Origin of the sequence: Apibacter sp. B3706, from assembly GCF_011082725.1 — a bacterium.
GTDB lineage: Bacteria > Bacteroidota > Bacteroidia > Flavobacteriales > Weeksellaceae > Apibacter.
The window spans coordinates 1886950-1910346 of sequence record NZ_CP049715.1; the positions used below are offsets into that span (position 1 = coordinate 1886950).

At 31.7% G+C, this 23397-nt stretch carries 20 protein-coding genes; 9 read left to right on the top strand and 11 right to left on the bottom strand.

What is annotated here, in order from left to right; all coding sequences use genetic code 11:
- Positions 1-68 precede the first annotated feature (68 nt).
- On the top strand, positions 69-1166 hold the full coding sequence (gene pdxA / locus G8C41_RS08235) for a 4-hydroxythreonine-4-phosphate dehydrogenase PdxA (RefSeq protein ID WP_166007199.1): 1098 nt from the start codon (positions 69-71) through the stop codon (positions 1164-1166).
- A gap of 100 nt (positions 1167-1266) precedes the next feature.
- Here the strand turns inward: pdxA and rny are convergent, their stop codons facing one another.
- The 6 genes from rny to G8C41_RS08265 all read right to left on the bottom strand — a co-directional run bounded on the left by rny (position 1267) and on the right by G8C41_RS08265 (position 6157).
- Positions 1267-2838, bottom strand: coding sequence for a ribonuclease Y (gene rny / locus G8C41_RS08240; protein ID WP_105296320.1), 1572 nt, complete (start codon positions 2836-2838; stop codon positions 1267-1269).
- Positions 2839-3124: 286 nt separating this feature from the next.
- Entirely contained in the window at positions 3125-3394 is a 270-nt protein-coding gene (locus G8C41_RS08245) for a cell division protein ZapA (protein WP_105296321.1), read from the bottom strand.
- A gap of 6 nt (positions 3395-3400) precedes the next feature.
- Entirely contained in the window at positions 3401-3694 is a 294-nt protein-coding gene (locus G8C41_RS08250; RefSeq protein ID WP_105296322.1) for a hypothetical protein, read from the bottom strand.
- 344 nt (positions 3695-4038) lie between these two features.
- Positions 4039-4800 (bottom strand): porin family protein, encoded by a 762-nt coding sequence (locus G8C41_RS08255; protein ID WP_160542495.1) that lies wholly within the window; start codon positions 4798-4800, stop codon positions 4039-4041.
- Between the two features lie 27 nt (positions 4801-4827).
- The gene (ubiE, locus tag G8C41_RS08260) at positions 4828-5550 is read right to left on the bottom strand and encodes a bifunctional demethylmenaquinone methyltransferase/2-methoxy-6-polyprenyl-1,4-benzoquinol methylase UbiE (RefSeq protein WP_160568561.1); all 723 of its coding nucleotides are present in this window, start codon (positions 5548-5550) and stop codon (positions 4828-4830) included.
- Positions 5551-5590: 40 nt separating this feature from the next.
- Positions 5591-6157, bottom strand: a complete 567-nt coding sequence (locus G8C41_RS08265) for a hypothetical protein (protein WP_166007201.1) — start codon at positions 6155-6157, stop codon at positions 5591-5593.
- A 103-nt stretch (positions 6158-6260) separates the two neighbouring features.
- On the opposite strand from G8C41_RS08265, the gene G8C41_RS08270 reads away from it, so the two are divergent.
- From G8C41_RS08270 to rlmN, 7 genes are all read left to right on the top strand, one after another.
- Positions 6261-7343: a 3-oxoacyl-ACP synthase III family protein gene (locus G8C41_RS08270; RefSeq protein ID WP_105296326.1), complete on the top strand. Its 1083-nt coding sequence runs from the start codon at positions 6261-6263 to the stop codon at positions 7341-7343.
- A gap of 29 nt (positions 7344-7372) precedes the next feature.
- Entirely contained in the window at positions 7373-8599 is a 1227-nt protein-coding gene (locus G8C41_RS08275; RefSeq protein WP_166007202.1) for a metallophosphoesterase, read from the top strand.
- Between the two features lie 72 nt (positions 8600-8671).
- Positions 8672-9532: a YicC family protein gene (locus G8C41_RS08280; protein WP_166007205.1), complete on the top strand. Its 861-nt coding sequence runs from the start codon at positions 8672-8674 to the stop codon at positions 9530-9532.
- 7 nt (positions 9533-9539) lie between these two features.
- Entirely contained in the window at positions 9540-10181 is a 642-nt protein-coding gene (gmk, locus tag G8C41_RS08285) for a guanylate kinase (protein WP_317164154.1), read from the top strand.
- Between the two features lie 265 nt (positions 10182-10446).
- Positions 10447-11298 (top strand): glycoside hydrolase family 25 protein, encoded by an 852-nt coding sequence (locus G8C41_RS08290; RefSeq protein WP_166007207.1) that lies wholly within the window; start codon positions 10447-10449, stop codon positions 11296-11298.
- A 305-nt stretch (positions 11299-11603) separates the two neighbouring features.
- The gene (gene queA, locus G8C41_RS08295; protein WP_105296330.1) at positions 11604-12653 is read left to right on the top strand and encodes a tRNA preQ1(34) S-adenosylmethionine ribosyltransferase-isomerase QueA; all 1050 of its coding nucleotides are present in this window, start codon (positions 11604-11606) and stop codon (positions 12651-12653) included.
- 19 nt (positions 12654-12672) lie between these two features.
- On the top strand, positions 12673-13713 hold the full coding sequence (gene rlmN, locus G8C41_RS08300; RefSeq protein ID WP_166005227.1) for a 23S rRNA (adenine(2503)-C(2))-methyltransferase RlmN: 1041 nt from the start codon (positions 12673-12675) through the stop codon (positions 13711-13713).
- A gap of 79 nt (positions 13714-13792) precedes the next feature.
- Here rlmN and pnuC read toward each other — a convergent pair whose 3' ends face one another.
- The 4 genes from pnuC to gltB form a co-directional block, all read right to left on the bottom strand.
- Positions 13793-14485 carry a nicotinamide riboside transporter PnuC gene (pnuC, locus tag G8C41_RS08305; RefSeq protein WP_166007209.1) on the bottom strand — a complete coding sequence of 231 codons (693 nt, stop codon included), beginning with the start codon at positions 14483-14485 and terminating at the stop codon, positions 13793-13795.
- A 5-nt stretch (positions 14486-14490) separates the two neighbouring features.
- Positions 14491-15405: a DMT family transporter gene (locus tag G8C41_RS08310; protein WP_166007211.1), complete on the bottom strand. Its 915-nt coding sequence runs from the start codon at positions 15403-15405 to the stop codon at positions 14491-14493.
- A gap of 78 nt (positions 15406-15483) precedes the next feature.
- Positions 15484-16905 carry a glutamate synthase subunit beta gene (locus tag G8C41_RS08315; protein ID WP_166007213.1) on the bottom strand — a complete coding sequence of 474 codons (1422 nt, stop codon included), beginning with the start codon at positions 16903-16905 and terminating at the stop codon, positions 15484-15486.
- A gap of 18 nt (positions 16906-16923) precedes the next feature.
- Positions 16924-21423: a glutamate synthase large subunit gene (gene gltB, locus G8C41_RS08320; RefSeq protein WP_166007215.1), complete on the bottom strand. Its 4500-nt coding sequence runs from the start codon at positions 21421-21423 to the stop codon at positions 16924-16926.
- 333 nt (positions 21424-21756) lie between these two features.
- Here gltB and tssD point away from each other — a divergent pair, with 333 nt between their 5' ends.
- Positions 21757-22143 carry a type VI secretion system tube protein TssD gene (gene tssD / locus G8C41_RS08325; RefSeq protein WP_105296336.1) on the top strand — a complete coding sequence of 129 codons (387 nt, stop codon included), beginning with the start codon at positions 21757-21759 and terminating at the stop codon, positions 22141-22143.
- Between the two features lie 229 nt (positions 22144-22372).
- On the opposite strand, the gene recA is transcribed toward tssD, so the two are convergent.
- Complete coding sequence (recA, locus tag G8C41_RS08330; RefSeq protein ID WP_160542507.1) at positions 22373-23395, bottom strand: recombinase RecA; 1023 nt, start codon at positions 23393-23395, stop codon at positions 22373-22375.
- Positions 23396-23397 lie beyond the last annotated feature (2 nt).

Consider the following 23397-nt stretch of genomic DNA (forward strand, 5'->3'; position numbering starts at 1 on the left):
ATTAAATTATTATAAATTAAGTATATATTTTTTTCTACTTTTGTTATAATAAATTTCACAGTTCATATATGAGCGTTAAAAATAATAAGCTAAAAATAGGAATTAGTATAGGAGACCCTAACGGTATAGGAATTGAAGTAATATTGAAAACCCTTCAAAATAAAGAAATCTTGGATTTCTTTACACCGGTTATTTTTGCATCTACTAAATTATTATCCTATCAAAAAAATATTTTCGGATTAAATTCTATCTATTTTCAAGGTATATTTAAAGCTGAAGAAGCTATTCAAGGAAAAATAAACGTTGTGAATTTATGGAAAGAAAATGTTTCTATTAGTTTTGGCAATTCAACCGAAGAAGGTGCCAAAATAGCTAAAACTTCTTTATTAGCTGCTGTTGACGCTTTAAAACAAGGTTCCGTGGATGTTTTGGTTACTGCTCCTCTAAATTGGGAAAGCATGCAAACCCAAGGATTAAATTTTTTAAATCATACGGAATATCTTGAAAATACTCTTAAGGAGAAAGCCCATTTACTTTTAGAAAACAACGATTTAAGGATTGCATTTGCTACGTTTAATACTCCAATATCCAAAGTCTCTGAACTATTAAGTAAAGAGTTAATTAAAAAGCAAATTAAAGCTTTACATACCACTTTAATTCAAGACTTCTGTATTGAAAAACCTAAAATTGCGGTTTTAGGATTAAATCCACATGCTGGAGAAAATGGTCTATTGGGAAGAGAAGAAATTAATTGTATTGAGCCGGCGGTTAAAGATTCTTTTGATCGAGGCATTCTCTCCTTTGGTCCTTACTCTGCTGATAGTTTTTTCTCGCCTTGTATTTATACTTCTTTTGATGGAATATTAGCAATGTATCACGATCAAGGGCTTATTCCTTTTAAAACTCTAGCTTATGAATACGGCGTAAATTTTACCGGTGGATTATCTGTAGTTCATACTGAACCCAATCATGGAACAGCTTATTCGATAGCCGGACAAGGAATTGCGGATGCAAAATCATTTGAACAGGCAATTTTTGATGCCATAAAAATTTATAAAACTAGAAGAGAATATGTGAAATTAAAATCAAATGCCCTTCAAAAAACAAAAATTGAGGGTATTGATATTACTGTTGATGAAGATCTTCCCGAAGAAGGAGATGTATAATCGGATTGAAGTATAAATTTGAATATTGTTATAATCTAAAATAAAAAAAACTTTAAAATTAATTTTAAAGTTTTTTATTTTTATCTATTAAGTAAACAGTCTACCTGGCTATATTAACAGCTCTCGTTTCTCGAATAACAGTTACTTTAACCTGTCCCGGATATGTTAATTCATTTTGAATTTTTTCACTTATTTCAAAAGACAATTGTGATGCTTTCTGATCGTCTATTTTTTCACTTTGAACCATTACGCGTAATTCTCTACCGGCTTGAATTGCATAAGCTGTATTAACGCCATCAAAACTTAATGCTACATTTTCTAGGTCTCTAAGTCTTTGAATATATGATTCTACTACTTGTCTCCTTGCTCCCGGTCTTGCACCGCTAATTGCATCCGCTACTTGAATAATAGGCGCAATCAAACTCTTCATTTCAATTTCATCATGGTGGGCACCGATGGCATTAACAACGGTTTGATTTTCTCCATATTTTTCCGCCCATTGCATCCCTAATATTGCATGAGGATACTCGGATTCTTCTTCAGGAACTTTTCCAATATCATGCAATAATCCGGCACGCTTTGCGATTTTTGGATTAAGCCCAAGTTCGGAAGCTAAAATTCCTGCTATATTAGCAACCTCTCTTGAATGCTGTAAAAGGTTTTGTCCGTAGGAAGAACGATATTTCATTCTACCGACCATTTTTACTAATTCAGGATGTAATCCATGAATTCCTAAGTCGATAATGGTCTTTTTACCGATCTCTATAATTTCTTCTTCTATCTGTTGCTGGGTTTTAGCTACAATTTCTTCAATTCTTGCCGGATGGATTCTTCCGTCGGTTACCAGTCTATGTAAAGATAATCTGGCTACTTCTCTCCTAACCGGATCAAAACAAGAAAGTAATATTGCTTCAGGAGTATCATCAACAATAATTTCAACCCCTGTAACTGCTTCTAAGGCCCGAATATTACGCCCTTCTCTTCCTATAATCCTACCTTTTATTTCATCTGATTCTATATTAAAAACAGATACCGAGTTTTCAATTGCTTGTTCAGTACCTACCCTCTGAATGGTTTGTACAATAATTTTTTTGGCTTCCGCCTTTGCATTTAACTGCGCTTCTTCAACAATGGCTTGAATTTGAGCTTGAGCTCTGGATCTTGCTTCCTGCTTTAGCGCTTCCACCAATTCAGCTTTTGCATCTTCAGCAGAATATCCTGAAATTTTTTCTAATATTTCTACCTGCTGTTCATGCATTTGATTTAATTCAGCTTGTTTTTTGGTTAGCGTTTCCGCTTTAATCTGATTATCATTTATGGCTTGATCTAATTGCTTTTTCTGAATATTATTCTGATGCAATTCGTCATTCAGCTTCGTTTCTTTGTCTTTAATTCTTTTTTCCACTTCAAGCATTTTCTTTTCTCTTTGATTAATTTGCTCTTCGTGTTGTAATTTTAATTCTAAGAATTTTTCTTTTGCTTGAAGCATTTTTTCCTGCTTAATGTTTTCGGCCTTAAGCTCTCCTTCCTTTAAGATCGCAGCAGCTTTGTCTTCTGCTTCTTTTAATTTATTTTCTCTATATTTATTTAGAGAACTTTTCGATAAGAAGTATCCTATAAATCCCCCAATAAAAAGGGTGGCGATTAACTCAAATATTATCGTTACATTCATACAATTAATTTATATAAAAAAACCTACATCAATCCTATTAAACTTTGATTTAAGTAAACTCCAATAAACAGGATTCAAGCTATGCTTTTTTCTCTGTAATCTGCTGTTGATATTGCTATCAAATCATCTGAAAAGATGAGAGGCAGCCCGCCATTAAAAAAAACAATCACTCAGTCAGTCAATTCGTGTTGAGTTTACTAAATTGAGTTAGAATCAATGTAGGTTATATCTTTGTTCTACATTTAATTTTAAATTCTATGATCTATTTGGAAATGCGTTACTTTATCTATAACAATTTTTTTATTTTCTTTATTTTAAGCAAAATTTCATTTTGTTCTTGAGATTTTTCCCTTAAAATGTTTTCTAATTCTGAAGCTAGTTGTAAAGCCGCCATAGCTAAAGCATCTTGTTTTTCAGAAATGTTATAGTTTTTTTCAAAAGTATTAATGTATTTTTCTATTTTTTTTGCAGCAATTCGTAATATCTCTTCTTCCTCACTTTGTACTACTAAGGGGTAATTTCTTCCCGCTACTCGTATATTTACTTTTTGAGACATTTTTATTTATGAATTCTGCAATTCTGAAATACATGCATCTATTTCTTTAATCATTCTATTCATCTGCAATTTCATCAACTTCTTATATTCTCCACTTCCCGAAATTGCATTAATAACTTTCAATCTTTTATTAAGCTCTTCAAGTTCTTTATATTGTTTTTCTTTCTGAATAAATTTATCTTCATTTTTTAAAAGAGAATTTTCTAGATATTCATTTTTTCTTTTCAATTCTTCATTTTCCTTCTTTAATTCGAGAATCTTATTTTCCAAATCATTAATTCCCTGAATAATCTCTTCCATATTAGAATGAAAAATTTACTATTCTAACTCTCTTGCAAATATATGAAATTCTTTTTTAAAAAAGTTAATATCCTAATATAATAGTTTATCCAACAAAATTTCATCAACATTGTTTTAATTAACAAATCCCTGCAGTAAAATTTAAAATTTTATATGATGTTTTTAAGTTAATTATACTGAATTATTTCAACAAGTTGTTGATAAATTGAAATAACTCCATTTTAACTTTTAATTTATTATATGCCGATAAATTAGCAGAAAAAAAGAATCGGCAGACCAAAATAGCTAAAATTTTAAATAATTAATAACAACAAAAAACGGTATAAAAAAAGATTTAAAAATGATTATTCGAATTTAATTGAAAAGACGACAGCTCTGGTATGTATCGACTTTAATGCACCTGCCCAGTACGGAGGAGTTCCCGGATTATCTGCAACTAATTCATTATTGAAAAAGAATATTCCCCTTACTGAAGGAGTCATTTTAAATCGCTTAAAGTAAAGCTCTATACCGGCTTCTAATTGATAAGAAAAGTTATTAGTTTTCATTCGGAAGATTTGATCGGTATTATCCTTTTCTTTTTTCTCATTACTTTGTAAGTTTATTAACCAACTTAAACCGGCCTGTACATAAGGTCTGGAATTATACCATCGGTCCCCGTGAAAATTTAAAAATAACGGAAAATCTAAATATGTAGATTTTACATTTCGTTTGACATCTTGTTCTGTGTAAGTAGTTTCCAGACCATTGGCAATTTCTTCATCGATGATCTTTTGAACATTATTAAAAATTAAATCGCGTTGTGTGAAGTGCATAGCCGGTTCCAACCTCAAATCAACGTAGTCATGAACTTTCATTTTACCAATTAAGCCTACAGTAAATCCTCCTTTAGAATCCACATCAACTAAATATCTGCCGGTATGTTCTAAACCTTCTTTGTTGGGATGAATTTTTAAATCAAAATAATTCATTGCTAAATAATACCCCCAGGAAAATTCCTGATCATCAAAATCAGTATACCTTTCCATAACGTCTCTTGAACGGAACTGCGCATTAACTCCACAATGTATTACTATTAATAATAAAACTATGACTAATTTCTTCATAGTAGAGAAAACGATTTTTTTATTTATTTATTTTATTCCCTCATAGACAGTGGCTACTCCAAATGTCAATCTTCTAAAGCTTGCCTCCTTAAATCCATTTTTAAGGATCAAGTTTTTCATATTTTCCCCATAGGGCATAGCATCAACGGAATTGGGTAAATATGTATACGCTCGTGAATCTCCTGAAATTATTTTTCCTATGCCGGGTAATATATTTTTAAAATAGAACATAAAAAAAGGAGCAAAAAAACCACTAGGTTTTGAAAATTCTAAGATTAACAATTTTCCTCCCTTTTTAAGTACTCTTCCCATTTCAGAAATACCTTTTTCTAAATTTTCGAAATTACGAACTCCGAAGGATACTGTTACAATATCAAATTCTCCTTCTTGAAAAGGTAAATTTTCAGCGTCTCCTTTAACTAATTTTATTCTGTCTTTCAGCCCTTTTTTATTTATTTTAGCTTGACCGTAATCCAACATTTTTTGGGACAAGTCTAAACCGGTAATTGAAGCTTTTGTTTTTTTAGCATGTTCAATTGCCAAATCAGCCGTTCCTGTAGCAACATCTAATATTTTTTCGGGGTTATATGCCACCACTTTTTTTTCTAATTGATTCCGCCAATAAACATCAATGTTAAAAGATAACAATCTGTTTAAGAAGTCATAATTTTCAGATATATTATCAAACATCTGTTCAACCTGTTTCTTTTTACTTTCTGTTTCGTTATATGGCTTTACAATATTTGGCATATTATTAATTTGCTGTTCTCAACTTACAAAAGTAACTGTTTTATTCAAATGTAGACCGATAAAACTCTAAAAATTGGTTTTTTCTGAATAATTTAATCCTTGATTCTATGGAATCTACTTTATTAATTATTTTAGGAAAATTTTGATTAATATTATAATAGAAATCTTGTATTACTAATTGGTTGTATTCGCCAATTTCACCTATAAACTCTTTTCCATTGATATTTTTTCGATGGGCTCGATATATGGAGTCTCTGTTTTTTATATGACCATAATATCTTCTAAAAGTGAAATAGGTTGCTAAAGAAGGATTAATAAGCCCCCTTTTATTTTTAGTTATTACAAAAAAAGTATCTTTTAAAATAATATTCCCCTGTTTATTTTGACATGAAATTGTATTCTTACCCGAATTAACAGGAATTGACAGAGATTGTCCTCCCGCGAGTAAATAACTTTTTCCATTTAAAAATACTTTAATTTCTTCCTTGTTGGGATTATCCAACAAAAATTCATCATTCTTTTCAATATAAAACTTGTATATAAAAAATGAAATTAATCCTATAAATAACGCTATCAATAATCCTTGTAAGGAATTTTTATTCAGCATATAACCTTACTTTGATGCACAAAGGTAACAATATAATAGATTTTTTAGTAATTATTACATAAATTTGTCAAATTATTATCAAGAATAATATCACAAATTTAATATGTTGCAAAGTATTATAACTGGCTCTGGATCGTACTTACCTAAGAAAGTCGTTCCAAATAGCAATTTTGAAGGAATTACTTTTTATGATGAAAACAGGGAACCCATAACGAAACCGACTCCAGAAATTATTAAAAAATTTGCAGATATCACTGAAATAACTGAAAGACGTTACGTTGACGATGACAATGTGATGAATTCTGATTTGGCAGCTGAAGTAGGTAGATTAGCAATTGAAAACGCAGGAATAAATAAGGAAGAACTCGATTATGTTATCGTAGCTCACAATTTTGGAGATATCGATGCTAATGAAAGACAAGTAAGAATTATGCCTTCCATAGCCGCTTTAACCAAGAAAAAGATTGGTATCAAAAATATTTTGTGTAAGCCCTATGATATGAACTTTGGATGTCCGGGATGGAATGAAGGGATGATTTTAGCCGACCAATTATTAAAAGCAAAAGTGGCAAAGAAAATATTGGTTATAGGTTCTGAAACTCTATCCAGAACTGTTGATCCTTATGACAGAAATTGTATGATTTTTTCTGATGGAGCAGCAGGTGTAATACTTGAATCCAGAGAAACCGATAAACCGGTAGGTATTCTTCATCATTATACCAGAAGCGATAATGGAGAAGAAGTATCTTATATTGCTACAGACTCCTCTTTAAATCCTAATTATGTCGGATCGAAAGCTAACATCCGAATGAAAGGAAGAAAAGTATATGAATATGCCCTAACTTACGTTCCTCAAGTCGTAAAAAAAGTGATCGATGATGCCGGATACACCATATCCGATATAAATAAGGTACTTATCCATCAAGCGAATGCAAAAATGGATCATGCTATATTAGAAAGAGTTTTTAAATTATATAAATTAAAGGTAACCGATATTCCGGAAGGAATTGCTCCCATGACTATACAAAAATTCGGTAATTCTTCTGTAGCAACCATACCCACGATGTATGACATGATGGTTAAAGGTAACTTTTTAAACCAAACTTTGAAATCCAATGATTTGGTCATATTTGCCTCAGTAGGTGCAGGGATGAATATCAATGCAATTTTGTATAGAATGCCATAAAATTTAATTACTGAAAATTCAAAAATACATTGGGCTCTATAATAGGAATATTATTTATTGTATCATTAATTGTTGAATATTATTGCTATCAAGCTATTAAAGTATTGACAACTAATAAACTTTTTAGAAAATACTGGTTAGGTTTTTCAATTAGTGCTTTATTGATTATTCTTATTTGGTCCATTTTTATTGATAGAAATAACAAAGGGCAAGTTCATTTTTTATTAGGTTTTTTTATGATTGTTTTCGTTCCGAAATTTGTTTTGGCAATAACGATCATTTTTGAGGACCTCATAAGAATGCTGACTTTTTTAGTTAGAAAAGTTACATCAAAACCATCTGCAAATGACGCATATTTACCTGAAAGAAGAAAGGCTATAAGTGCTATTGGTTTAGGACTTGCAAGTATTCCTTTTTTATCTATTATTGAAGGTATTGTTTGGGGTAAATTTGATTTTAGAGTAAGAAAAGTTACCATAAAATTTCCTGATCTACCCGAAAATTTTGACGGGTATAGAATTGCTCAACTTTCAGACATTCATTTGGGAAGTTTTAACACTAAGGATTATGATAAGGTTGCCAGAGGAATAAAACTTCTAAATGACCAAAATGCAGATTTGTTTGTCTTTACTGGGGATTCTGTTAATAATCTGGCGGATGAAATGGAACCGTGGCTTCCTTTGTTAAAAACCATAAAAGCAAAAGACGGCAAATATTCTATTTTGGGTAATCATGATTATGGGGTTTATGTTTTTGGAAAGAATGAAATTGCTCAACAAAAAAATATTGATCAATTAAACGAATATCATAAATCCATTGATTGGAAATTATTAAGAAATGAATCTATAAGACTTTATAAAGATAACCAATTCATTAACATTGTAGGAGTTAAAAATTGGGGAGCAGGACATTTTCCTAAAGATGGAGATATAGAAATTGCTTCTCAAAACATTAAAGATGGTGAATTCAATATTTTATTATCACATGATCCCTCCCATTTTGATGCTATTGTAAAAAATTTCTCAAAGAAAATGCATCTTACCTTATCAGGCCATACTCACGGAATGCAGTTTGGAATAGAAATTCCCGGCGTTATAAAATGGTCTCCTATCAAATATAGATACCCTAAATGGGCGGATTTATATCAAGAAAAGGATAAATACCTTTATGTAAACCGTGGATTTGGTTTTATAGGATTTCCGGGAAGAGTAGGAATTTGGCCGGAAATAACTATAATTGAATTAAAAAAAGGTTAATTTTGCAGTTCTTTTAATTGCAAACTACATTTAAATTAACTACGCTTAGTTATAACCATATTTTTATTAACTATGTTACAATCAATGACTGGCTATGGTAAGTCAGAAGTCAATACAGAAAATTTAAAAATTTCAATTGAAATTAAAACCCTTAACAGTAAATCACTTGATTTATTTGTAAGGATATCGCCTAGATATAGAAATAAAGAGCTGGAATTAAGAAAAATTATCAGAAATAAATTAGTAAGAGGAAAAATAGATTTTTCTATAGTTATTGAAAATTTAGGTGCAGAAAATAATTCTCGAATCAATGTAAATGCTGTTAAAAATTATATTTCCAATTTGGAAGAATTACAAATAGAAGGCACACCCTTGGATTTCCTTAAGATGGCTATAAGAATGCCTGAAGTATTTACTAATCAAGAAATCGAAATTAGTGATGATGAATGGATTTTGGTTTTAGAATGTCTAAACGCTTCTATTGAAAAAGTAAACGATTTTAGAGCTGAAGAAGGAAAGTCTTTAGAAAACGTTTTAAAAAAATACACTCAAAATATTCTCATTTCATTATCTGAAATTGAAAAATACGAACAAGAAAGAGTGGATTCCGTAAGGCAGAAATTAGAAAAACTATTATCTGAATTGAAAGTCCAATTTGATGAACAGCGTTTTCACCAAGAACTTGTATATTATATTGAGAAATTAGATATTAATGAAGAAAAAGTACGCTTAAAACAACATTGTGAATATTTTTTTAAAGTAATTGAAGAAGAAGATCAAGCCGGAAAAAAATTAGGTTTTATTGCCCAAGAAATGGGAAGAGAGATCAATACTATTGGTTCTAAAGCCAATCATTCTGAAATTCAAAAATTAGTCGTACTAATGAAAGACGAACTTGAAAAAATAAAAGAACAAACTAATAACGTTTTATAATTAATTCATGGGGTTAATCTATCAAAAACCGGGAAATGATACGTTTCAACTAAAAGAATTGCTTCCGGGAAAGCCTATGGAAGGCAAATTAATTATTTTTTCAGCTCCTTCCGGTGCCGGAAAAACAACCATTGTTCAATATCTTTTATCCATATTTCCTGAAATTTCATTCTCTATTTCCTGTACAACACGTCCTAAAAGAGAAAATGAAGTTGATGGAAAAGATTATTATTTTCTTACTGAAGAACAATTTCAGGAAAAAATAAAAAATAATGAATTTATTGAATATGAAGAGGTTTATAAAGGACGATATTACGGGACTCTTCATTCAGAGATAGAAAGATTATGGAACCAAGGGAAGCATGTTATTTTCGATATTGATGTAAGGGGTGGACTTAATCTTAAAAAACAATTTAAAGATAGAGCATTGGCAATTTTTATAGCGCCTCCTTCTTTAAAAGATCTTGAAGAACGTTTGAAAAATAGAAATACTGAAAATTTAGAATCCTTATTAACCAGAATTCAAAAAGCGGATGAAGAGCTTTCTTTTGCCAAAGATTTTGACGCTGTTATTATTAATGATAATTTGGAAAAAGCTCAAAATAAAGCTAAAACGTTAGTAAAGAATTTTCTCGATATAAAAGAATAAACTAATTACTTTCTTCCACCTCGAAAAATAATGCCATTATCATTCCGCTAATTATACATATTGTTTAAAAAATAGTATCATAAAACTATAGGGTTTAAAAATATGAATTTTTAAGAGTTTAATTTACTTAAAAAATTTCTTGGGAAAGCACAATTTACCTAGACATTTTTTTTAATTCATGTAGCATTTTTTAAATTTGAATAATCTTATTTCAAATGAACTAAATAATTCATAATTAACCAACTACTATTTTTTTTATATTTTCATGAAAGGAAGAATAAACAAGAAAAACAGTAAAAAGGAAATTCCCTATAAACTCTATTATTGGCTAACGGGTATAATTATTTTTTTATCTGTTCTTTTCTTTTTTAGAACTTCACTCATTATGTATTATTACATTATAAAAGAAAAATTAGCTATCGGTGAATTCGGAAATGTAAATTTCCAAAAGAGCATTAAAATATCTGAAGCCGAAAAGATTCAGGCTGTTTTTAAAAAATATAAAAATTATGCTTTCGGGTTGGATATAAGTCAACATCAAGGTAAAATTCTTTGGGATAGCGTTCAAGACATTCATAAAGATATTCCTGTCTCCTTTGTTTTTGTTAGAGCAACCCGAGGTGCTTTTACTCAGGATGCTTTTTTCAAAAAAAATTGGAAAAATCTTACGAAAAAAAAAATACTCAAAGGCGCATATCATTATTATGATGTGAACAGAAATTCTACCCTACAAGCAGAAAACTTTATTAAAACCGTAACTTTGGATAAAGGTGATTTGCCTCCTGTACTTGACGTGGAAGATCTGCCCAAAAATCAATCGTTGGAATTATTGAAATCAGGACTTATCAATTGGTTGAACTTAGTTGAAAAAAACTATAATGTAAAGCCCATTATTTATTCTAATGATTCATATTTTATCTATCATATTTCGGATCTTGATTTAAGTGAATACATTATATGGACAGCAAACTATAACCCTATAGAAAGTCCTTTGCACCAAAAATGGATTTTTTGGCAATTTACTGAAAAGGGGATTGTCAAAGGATTTACACAAAATTTTGTAGACATCAATGTATTTAATGGAAGCATAGAAGAGTTACAAAGACTTACTCTTTAAAAAAATAAGGGTAGAAATATTTCCACCCTTATTGCTCTAACTAAGTATAAATTTATTTGAAAGAAATTTACTTTAAAAAAAATTAATTTACTTTTAAATTATATGATACCAATAAAATCTAGAAATATTATTCTATCATGACTAAATAATTAACATTTACTATTTTATCAATAAAACTTATAATTTAAGTTAATATTTTCAAAAAACTTGCCAAAAAGTCCTTTAGATAAAGAGCATACATAAATAAATACTTGACTTTAGGGGTATGCTTATTGTATATTTGTAATCTAAACATAATTTTAATAATGAAAACTTCAGATTTTGATTTTAAATTACCTCCTGAACTTCTTGCGGATAGACCTTCCAAAAACAGAGATGAGGCAAGGCTAATGGTGGTACATAAAAATACAGGAGAAATAGAACATAAATTATTTAAAGATGTCATTGATTATTTTGATGAAGGAGATGTATTTATTTTAAATAATACAAAAGTATTTCCGGCTCGTTTATATGGTAACAAAGAAAAAACAGGAGCTCAAATAGAAGTTTTTTTATTAAGAGAGCTGGATGCAGAGTCAAGAATTTGGGATGTATTGGTAGATCCTGCAAGAAAAATAAGAATTGGAAATAAATTATTTTTTACAGAAGATGACAGTCTTGTAGCTGAAGTTGTAGATAATACTACTTCTCGAGGAAGAACCTTACGTTTTTTATTTGACGGATCTTATGAAGAATTCAGAAGAAAATTAAAAGAATTAGGAGAAACTCCTCTTCCAAAATATATTAAAAGAAAACCTGATTCAGAAGATGCTGAAAGATATCAAACTATCTATGCAAAAGAAGAAGGTGCAGTTGCTGCTCCAACGGCAGGTCTACATTTTTCAAAACATCTGTTAAAAAGATTGGAAATTAAAGGTATTGAATTTGCTGAAATTACTTTACATGTAGGATTAGGTACTTTTGCTTCAGTAGAAGTTGAAGATCTTTCCAAACATAAAATGGAAAGTGAACAAATTTCCATTTCTGAAAAAACTTGCAAAATAGTAAATCATGCCATTGAGACCAAACACCGTGTATGTGCTGTGGGTACAACTTCCATGAGAGCTATTGAAACTTCAGTTTCTGCTAATAAGCGATTAAATCCATACGAAGGATGGACCAATAAATTTATTTTCCCTTCTTACGATTTTGGTATTGCTGATTCCATGATTACCAACTTTCACACTCCTAAATCAACTTTAATGATGATGGTTTCAGCTTTTGCCGGATATGATTTAATTATGAAAGCTTACAAAGAAGCTATTAAAGAAAATTATAAATTCTACTCCTATGGAGATGCCATGTTAATCATTTAATTATAGCATTATAGTAACTTTGAATCAAAATAAGAAAGATATAAGAGCCTTAAGTTTACAAGAACTTGAGGCTTATTTTTCCTCAATAGGAGAAAAACCTTTTCGAGCCAAACAGGTTTATGAATGGCTCTGGAATAAAAATGCTCATTCTCTTTCAGAGATGACCAATCTTTCCAAATCTTTACGTGAAAATTTAGAAAATCATTTCTCGATCAAGCCGGCAGAGATCCACGTCATGCAAAGATCTATCGACGGAACTATTAAAAATGCCGTAAAATTACACGACGGAAATGTTGTGGAATCGGTTCTGATTCCTACCACTAAACGGACTACGGCTTGTGTTTCTTCGCAAGTTGGATGCAGTTTGGATTGCACTTTTTGCGCTACGGCACAATTAACACGAATGAGAAATTTAACTGCCGCAGAAATCGTAGATCAGGTAACCTTAATTGATAAACAAAGCAGAGAATATCATCAAAAGCCTCTTTCCAATATAGTATTTATGGGAATGGGAGAACCTTTACTCAATTATTCTTCTGTAACGGATGCAATCCGAAAGATCACGGAGGACAAAGGATTAGGAATGTCTCCCAGAAGAATTACCGTTTCTACTTCCGGAATTCCTAAACTGATTGAAAAACTAGCAGATGAAAATTTAAAAGTTAAATTAGCCTTATCCTTACATTCAGCCATTGAGGAAAAACGCAATCAATTAATGCCATTTAGTGTTAAATTTCCTCTAACAAGTATAATGGAATCCCTATCCTATTGGTATCAGAAAACTAAAAGTAGAATTACACTGGAATACATTATTTGGAAAGGAATTAATGACGGCAATGAAGATATAAGAGCATTAATAAAATTCTGTAAATCAATACCGTCAAAAGTTAATTTAATACAATACAATTCCATAGAAGGTGGAAAATATTCTCAAGCCAATTCAAACATAATTCAAAACTATGTAACTGCTTTGGAACAAGAAAATATCATTGTTAAAATAAGAAAAAGTAGAGGGGATGATATTGATGCAGCCTGTGGACAACTCGCTAACAAGCATTAATATATAATTAAGTTTTGAAGAAAGTTTAACTTAAATACGAAGTTTACTTACCTAATAATTATTTTTTTAATCTGCTGCATTATTTATCAGAATTGGTATACCATTTATATATTCCTACTAGCGCATTTATTTCATATAATATGGATTGAACAGCAAAAATATAATTATGCGAAATCAGATTTAATGATAACCAAACTAAATTACTAACACTCCACAAAACCCAGGAAAAAGGTTGTCTCATGATCATAGTAAATTGATCAGACACTCCTATCATAAAAGCAATACAATTAAGTAAAAGTATGTAAGGAGAAGAATCTTTTTTAAAAAAATAATCACCCAAGAAAAACATAAGAATTATTCCTATTATACAGAATAAGATCGTACATATTAAGGCTTTTTGATTCATTTTTGATACTTTGATTTTTCCTTCTTGATCTTGATTTTTTTTCTTAGTCCATAGAATCAGCCCGAAAATATGAGTTATAAAATAATATAGATTGCTACATGCCATACCAACATTTCCAAATAACAGATGGGTATATATCTCGCCAATATTTGCCGACATTCCCAATAAATTGGATATTATCGGCGATCTATATACCAATACATTAACACAAACATAACCAAGCAAAGCGGTTACGGTAAAAATTAGTATATGGGAAAGTGTTTCTGCATTGTCTTTCCACATAGCATATCCCAAGTATATGGTTAAAAAAAACGCAACAATAAACCAGGTAATTCTAAGTATTTTTTCAAATTTCTTTGTAAACATTTTACTTAATTATTATATTTTAATTTTGTTTTTCTTTTAATTGTTACTCCGTTCTCTGATACATACACCCCCGATAAAATACATACGGTACCTAGAAAAGTAATCATCGTTATACGTTCCTTTAAAATAATTGATGCCGAAATGATTGCTATCAACGGTACTAAGTAGATATAATTGGTTGTTTTAATAATTCCAATTTTCTTTATTGATAAATTCCAGGTAAAAAAACATACCATAGATGCTATAATTCCTAAAAATAAAAGATTAAAAATTACCGTAGGAGTTAGCAATAAATCTTTTTGAAATTTGAAAGGAGCTATTAAAATAAAAGGTATTATAGTTACTATTCCATAAAAAAATAATTTACGGGTTATAAAAAGTATGGAATAAGTATTACTGAGCTTATTTAAAATCAAAGTATAGATTGTCCAAGAAAGTACTGCCGTTAAAGCCAATAAATCCCCCCAAAAGTTTATCTCGAGTATGAAACTACCATTAAATATTACTAAAAAAACTCCAAATAAAGCTAATAAAGAACCATATACTAAATTTTTGGTTACTTTTTCTTTTTTATTTATTAGTATAGTAAAAAAAGCGGTTACTATGGGATTAGTAGACAATATTAATGATACATTAGAAGTTAAAGATAACTTCAAAGCTATATTTTCTGTTATAAAGTATATTGTTCCTCCAAATAATCCGATTAACAAGAACAGAAATTCATCTTTATAATTTTTTGAAAAAATTACCTTCGGAGAAAAAAACCATATACATATATAAGCTAATAAAAAACGGTATAAAAAGATCTCTACCGGACTTAATCCGTCATTCATTAATACTTTGGTTGAAATAAAGGTAGTACCCCATATACAAATCGTTATTATAGCTAAAATATGATATTTTAAATTTTTATTTTTCATACATTTAGTTAGTATTACAATAAAAAAGAACTGATAGCTTTATAAAACTATCAGTTTATTCCAAGATTAAAAAATATACTAGTTTCTTAAAAATTCATCTATATGCCTAGCCGTTTTTCTTCCGGAAGCGATGCTTGTTACCACCAAAGATTGACCGCTCACACAATCACCTGCTGCAAAAATTTTATCCACATTGGTTTTTCTAGTTTCATCGGTATGAATATTTTTTCTTTCATTCATGATGATCTCCATTTCTTCTAAAAAACCTTCTTGAATGGGATTGACAAATCCAAGCGCCAAAAAAGCCAAGTCAATTTTTAATATTTCGGGTTCTCCCACTTCTTTCATAGTAAATTTTCCTGATGAATCTTTTTCCCATTCAACTTCTACTACTTCCACTCCGGTTAATTTCCCCTCTTCTCCGATAAATCTTTTGGTATGTAATGACCATCTTCGCTCACATCCTTCTAAATGTGAAGAAGAAGTTTTTAAATAGACCGGAAAAGGTACGGGCCATCGGTTTTCAACTTCTTTTAACTCTTTAGGCTTAGATAGTATTTCAATTTGTATAATATTAGCAGCTCCTTGTCGATTAGCCGTTCCTATACAATCGGAACCGGTATCTCCTCCTCCGATTACCAAAACATTTTTTCCTTTTGCATTAATAAATTCTTCTTCGGAAATGGTTTCTTTAGCAACAATCTTGTTTTGCATTTTTAAATATTCCATTGCGTAATGAACTCCTTTGAGTTCCCTTCCCTCAATTTTCAAATCTCTGGGCGACTGAGACCCGATGGCTATACAAACGGCATCGTAATTTTTTAAAATCTCTCTTCCTTTTATATCTTTGCCTACTTCAGTGTTGACTATAAATTCAATGCCCTCCTCCTTCATCAAATCAACACGTCTTTGAACTACATTTTTGTTTAATTTAAAATCGGGAATACCATAACGAAGCAATCCGCCGATACTGGTATCTTTTTCATAAACTGTTACAGTATGTCCTTTTTTATTGAGTTGATTGGCTACTGCCATTCCTGCAGGACCGGATCCAATAACTGCTACTTTTTTTCCTGTTCGTGCAGTTGGAATTTGTGGCTTCATGAATCCCTCGGAATAGGCGTGTTCCATCACGGCTGCCTCATTTTCTCTAATGGTAATAGGCGAATCTTCAATCGCCAATACACAAGTTTTTTCGCAAGGTGCCGGACATACTCTGCCTGTAAATTCAGGAAAATCGTTGGTAGATTGTAAACTTCGAGCAGCTCTTTTCCAATTTCTTTTATAAATTAGATCTTGCCATTCAGGCATTTTATTTCCTAATGGACAACCGTATTGACAAAATGGAACTCCGCAGTCCATACATCTAGATGCTTGTAAAAATCTATCTTCTGTATTTAATGTCTGCTCTACTTCTCCATAATCCGAAATTCTTTCATGTCTAGGGCGATACCCTGCCTCTTTTCTGTTTATTGTTAAAAATGCTTTAGGATTTCCCATTTTATACTTTATAATATCTTAATAATCGTATTCTAGTTTTGAAATTTTCTCATTTATTGCGCGAATTTTTTCTTCTTGCAAAACTCTTTTATATTCTATTGGAGTAACTTTAATAAAAGAATTTACTTCGTTTATCCAATTATCCAATAACCTTTTAGCTAATGGGCTTGAAGTGTGTTTGTAATGATTGCTAATAAGATCATTTAATTCACGTATATCGCTAATATCTTCAATTAAGGAAAGTTCAACCATTTCCATATTGCAATAGTAATCGAAATCGCCATCTGGATTGTATACATATGCTATACCGCCACTCATGCCGGCAGCAAAATTTCTTCCTGTTTTACCCAGCACTACCGTTCTTCCTCCGGTCATATATTCACAACAATGATCTCCTGCTCCTTCAACTACCGCAAGAGCTCCACTATTTCTTACACAAAAACGCTCTCCTACCTGACCGTTAATATATACTTCGCCTGAGGTCGCACCATATAAAAGTGTATTTCCCGCTATAATGTTGTTTTCAGGCATAAAGTTAGATGAATCGGGAGGCAACAAAACAATCTTACCGCCTGACAATCCTTTTCCCAAATAGTCATTTGCATCCCCTTTTAATGTAAAAGTGATTCCTTTGGATAAAAAAGCTGCGAAACTTTGACCTGCCGATCCTTTAAATGTGCAATGAATGGTATTATCCGGTAATCCGTTGTTACCGTATTTTTTTGCCACTTCTCCTGACAGCATCGCTCCCACTGCTCTATCCGTATTTTGAATCGTACGTTTCAATGATACGGGCATGGATTGATCTATGGCATTGCGACAAGTGTTTATTAATTCTCTATCTAAAACTTTATCTATTTTATGATCTTGAAGTTTATTGTGTTTTAAAGAATTTTTATTTTTTTCGGGATAATATAATATTCTGCTTAAATCTAATTTTTCAAATCTAGGATTTTGAAGAGAGGATTTGGACTTTAACAGATCTGTTCTTCCCACAATATCGTCTAATTTGGTAAATCCCAGTGAGGCTAAATGTTCTCGTACTTCTTCTGCTAAGAAAGTAAAGAAATTTATAAGATAATCACTTTTGCCGCTAAATTTTCCCCTTAATTGCTCATTTTGGGTTGCTACTCCTACCGGACAAGTATTCAAATGACATTTTCTCATCATAACGCAACCCAAAATAATCAAAGCACTGGTTGCAAAACCAAATTCTTCGGCTCCCAGCATTGCGGCTATGACAATATCCCTGCCTGTTTTTAATTGTCCGTCTGTTTGAAGGCGAATGTTACCTCTAAGATTATTTAACACCAATGTTTGTTGGGTTTCAGCTAATCCGATTTCCAGCGGTAATCCGGCATGTTTAATAGAGCTTAACGGACTGGCACCCGTTCCTCCGTCGCACCCGCTGATTAAAATTAAATCTGCCTTTGCTTTTGCCACACCGGCAGCTATGGTTCCTACACCACTTTCTGAAACCAATTTTACGCTAATTATAGCTTTCGGATTTACATTTTTTAAATCATAGATTAATTGTGCCAAATCTTCAATAGAATATATATCGTGATGAGGTGGAGGGGAAATCAATGAAATACCGGGTATGGAATGTCTTGTTTTGGCTATAATTGTATCAACTTTAAATCCGGGCAATTGTCCTCCTTCTCCCGGCTTTGCTCCTTGAGCTACTTTAATTTGAATTTCATCTGCATTTACTAAATATTCCGTTGTAACTCCAAATCTTCCAGAAGCTACTTGTTTGATCGCTGATCTAGCATTAGTTGAAAAACGTTCTTTTAGTTCTCCTCCTTCTCCTGTATTACTTTTTCCCCCAATTGTATTCATAGCAACCGCTATGGCTTCATGTGCTTCTTTACTGATTGATCCGAACGACATAGCACCTGTAACAAAACGCTTCATAATTTCTGATGCAGGCTCGACTAAATCTATATCAATGGGTTGGGAAGTATAATCGATAAAATCTCTTATAAATATTTTATCTTCTTTGTTATCTACTTCTTGTGTAAATTCTTTAAATTTATTGTAATCTCCGGTTCGTGTGGCAATCTGAAGTTTTGCGATGGTTTCCGGATTCCAAGCATGGGCTTCTCTTCCTTTTCTCCATGCATACATTCCTAAATTGTCGTATATGGTTGAATCATGTACCCCTTCGAATGCTTCTTTAAACGATTGGATGGTATCGTATGCTATGTCTTCTAAATCTATACCTTCTATTTTTGAAATGGTGTGACCAAAATAATCGGATAATACTTTTGAACTTATTCCGATCGCCTCAAATACTTGAGCTCCTATATAACTTTTAAGGGTAGATATTCCCATTTTTGAAAGAACTTTCAATAATCCTTTATGTATGGATTTCATGTAATTTCTTTCCGCTGTTGAAAATACCATTTGTATTTCTCCTTTTTCAACCAAATCATTCAACATGGCAAATGACAGGTATGGATTTACTGCATTGGCTCCGTATCCAAATAATAAGGCAAAATGCATAACCTCTCTCGGTTCTGCTGATTCTACCACCAAATCAATTTGCATACGTTTTCTCTTTTTGATCAAATAATGATGGACAGAAGAAACTGCTAATAATGAGGGAATAGCGATATGGTCCAGGTCAGCTTTTCTATCACTTAAAATAATATAATTGCTTCCTTTGTCCACTGCTTCTTCCGCAGTTTTACAAAGTTCTTCAATACCTTTTCTCAAACCGTAAGCATATTCATCCGGTTGATACATAAAGGTTATAGGAATCACTGTCGATTTAAATCCTTTATAATCTAAATTTTCGAGCAGATCCAATTCTTTATTGGTTATAATGGGATAGGCCAGTCCGACCATTTTACAGTGTTCGGGCATAGGCTCTAATATATTTTTATGTAAAGAACCTATGTATCCGGCTAGGGACATTACTAATTCTTCTCTTATGGGATCAATGGGTGGATTGGTTACCTGCGCAAAATGTTGCCTGAAATAGGAAAATAAACGATTGGGTTCTTTGGATAATATGGCCAAAGGGGTATCGTTTCCCATAGAGCCCACCGGTTCTTTACCGTCTATAGCCATCGGAATTAAGAGTTTCTCTATATCTTCACGATAATATCCATATGCTGATAACATGACATCCAAATTCGGAACTTTATATTTCACGCTTCTTCCCGAAGATATATCATCTAAAGAAATTCTGTTTTTATCTAACCATTGTTTATACGGATAAGCATTTGCCAATTCTTCTTTTAATTCTTTATCATACTGAACAGTACCATTTACAGTATCAATTAATACCATTTTTCCCGGTTTTAATCTTCCTTTTTCCCTGATTTCTGAAGGATCAAAGGTAACTACTCCTGTTTCCGAAGCTACTACCATCATATCATGATGGGTAATGAGATATCGTGCGGGACGTAATCCATTTCTATCCAACAATCCCCCGGCATACCGCCCGTCACTGAATAAAATGGTCGCCGGTCCATCCCACGGTTCCATAAGAATGCTGTGGTATTCATAGAAGGCTTTCAGTTCGGATGAGATCGGGTTTTTATCATTCCATGATTCCGGAACCATCATGGCCAATGCATGAGGCAATGACTTGCCCGACATTACTAAAAATTCTAATACATTATCAAAAGATGAACTGTCGCTCATACCCTGCTGCACAATCGGCCATATATCTTCTATATTTCCTATTTTTTCTGATTTTAAAACGCTTTCACGTGCTTCCATCCATAACCTGTTTCCTTTAATGGTGTTGATTTCTCCGTTATGCCCGACTAAACGAAAAGGCTGAGCTAAGTCCCAGGTTGGAAAAGTATTGGTACTGAATCTTGAATGAACCAAAGCAATGGCGCTGGTAAAATTAGGATGTAATAAATCAGGAAAATAATGTCTTAGTTGTAAAGATGTCAACATTCCTTTATATACAATGGTTTTGGTTGACAAACTTACTATGTAGCATCCGCGCTTATTTTTTATATCTGATTCTAATAGTGCTTTTTCAAATTTTTTTCTAAGTAAATACAGTTTTAATTCTAATACTTCTTGTGAATATTCTTCTCCTTTTATGAATATCTGCTTTATAATCGGCTCATTTGCCATTGATATTTCTCCAAGTATATCACTATTAACAGGTACATCCCTCAAGGCTAAAAAACTTAATCCTTCTTTTTTGATTAATTCGGACAGTAATTCAAATGCCTTTTTTTCTTCTTCTTTTTCTTTAGGAAAAAATAACAACCCGCTCCCATATCTGCCCTTTTCCGGAACTGCTATTCCTTGAAGAAGAACAAATTCATGAGGTATTTGCACCATAATTCCGGCTCCATCTCCGGTTTTATTATCGGCGCTTTCAGCTCCTCTGTGGGTCATATTTTCTAAAACTTGAAGTCCGTTTTCAACAATTGAATGGGATCTGACACCTTTGGTGTGGACTATCATACCTACTCCACACGCGTCATGCTCAAATTCCGGATCATATAATCCTTTTTTACAGTATTCACTTTTCCACATAATTTTTACTCAGAATTTTTTAAGTTATAAAAGTAATAATTATAAATATAAATTATTGCATAAATTGCATTATAATTTAATATTAATAAATTATAAACATAAATTATCTAGTATTTTATACCTTAAAACGCATAGGAAGATTCGATATTATCAATTGATTTTTGAAAAATTAATATCTATCGGAGTTTTTAACTGAAAATAAGATATATTAATATTTTTATATTTTACAATTAATTTAACATTAATTTAAAAATAAGACAACTTTCATGTACTATATTTGCGTTATAAATTCAATTAACACAATTTTATTAAGATAATCGTAAAACAATCACTATGTCATTTAAAGCGAAATTAGAAGTAGAAGGGAAATCATATAATGTTTTGAATATTAATTACTCTTTAGCTCAAGAAACAGATCCAACCGGTCGACCGTCTTCTCAAACCAGAGGGGGAAGGATTGAAGTTTCAATTGAATCTACCGGTGAAACTGACATTTTTGAGTGGATGACAAATAGCTTTGAAAGAAAAGATGGTAAAATAGTATTCATTAAAAGAGACAACAATTCTACTTTAAAAGAATTATATTTTTTTGATGGATATGTTGTGAAATATAAAGAAAATTTTGATTCTTACGGTAAATCTCCTCTAACGGAAACTTTTACTATTTCTGCTAAGAGTATTAAAATGGGAACCGGAGAGCATATTAATGAATGGATTTAAGATTAAAAATCTTTTAATTGGAATTAATTAAATTAAATTTACGCGTATTGTATGGTATTTTTATTTAATTAAGAAATTCTAATATCCTTTTTGATAAGATTTGTAAGTGCTTTCGGATTTAAAATTTCTAATTTTTAAAAATATTTATTTCTTATAAAAAATAAAACGATGAATTTCAAGAAATTCATCGTTTTTTTATGAGTGTTATAATTAATAACTATTTTACATATTATTGTTCCGCCAATTTTTCTTTAATGCGGGTTTCAATTTCCTCTAATAGTTCCGGATTATCTTTTAATAACTGCTTAACAGAATCTCTTCCTTGTCCAAGCTTCGTATCTTGATAGCTGAACCAAGATCCGGATTTTCCGACAATTCCCATTTCAACTCCTAAATCCAGGACTTCTCCTACTTTGGAAATTCCTTCTCCGTACATAATATCGAATTCTGTTTGACGGAACGGTGGAGCTACTTTATTCTTAACGACTTTCACTTTCACTCTGCTTCCTATTGCATTATCACCATCCTTGATCGGTGAGCCTGATTTACGTATATCAATTCGTACTGAAGCATAGAATTTTAATGCATTTCCTCCGGTAGTTGTTTCCGGGTTTCCAAACATTACTCCAATTTTTTCTCTAAGCTGATTGATAAATATTACGGTACATTTAGTTTTACTAATGGTAGCGGTTAGTTTTCTAAGAGCCTGAGACATTAGTCGTGCATGAAGACCCATTTTAGAATCTCCCATTTCTCCTTCTATTTCTGCTCGAGGAGTTAATGCTGCTACTGAATCGATAACTACAATGTCAATAGCACCTGATCGAATCAGATTATCGGCGATTTCCAATGCTTGTTCTCCATCGTCCGGCTGAGAAATAATCAGATCGTCCAAATTGATTCCCAGACGTTGAGCATAGGTTGGATCGAATGCGTGTTCTGCATCAATGAAGGCTGCTATTCCTCCTTTTTTCTGAGCTTCTGCTATTGCGTGTAACGTAAGTGTTGTTTTACCCGATGATTCCGGACCAAATATTTCAATAATTCTTCCTCGTGGATAACCTCCGACCCCTAAAGCCAAATCCAAACCGAAAGATCCGGTAGGAATTGTGTCTACTTCTTCAACAGGCTTATCTCCCATTCGCATGACTGATCCTTTACCATAGGTCTTGTCTAATTTGTCTAAAATTAGATTCAACGCCTTCTTCTTTGCTTCTGAATTGTTTGCGTCTTTGCTTTCTTTTTCTGCCATTA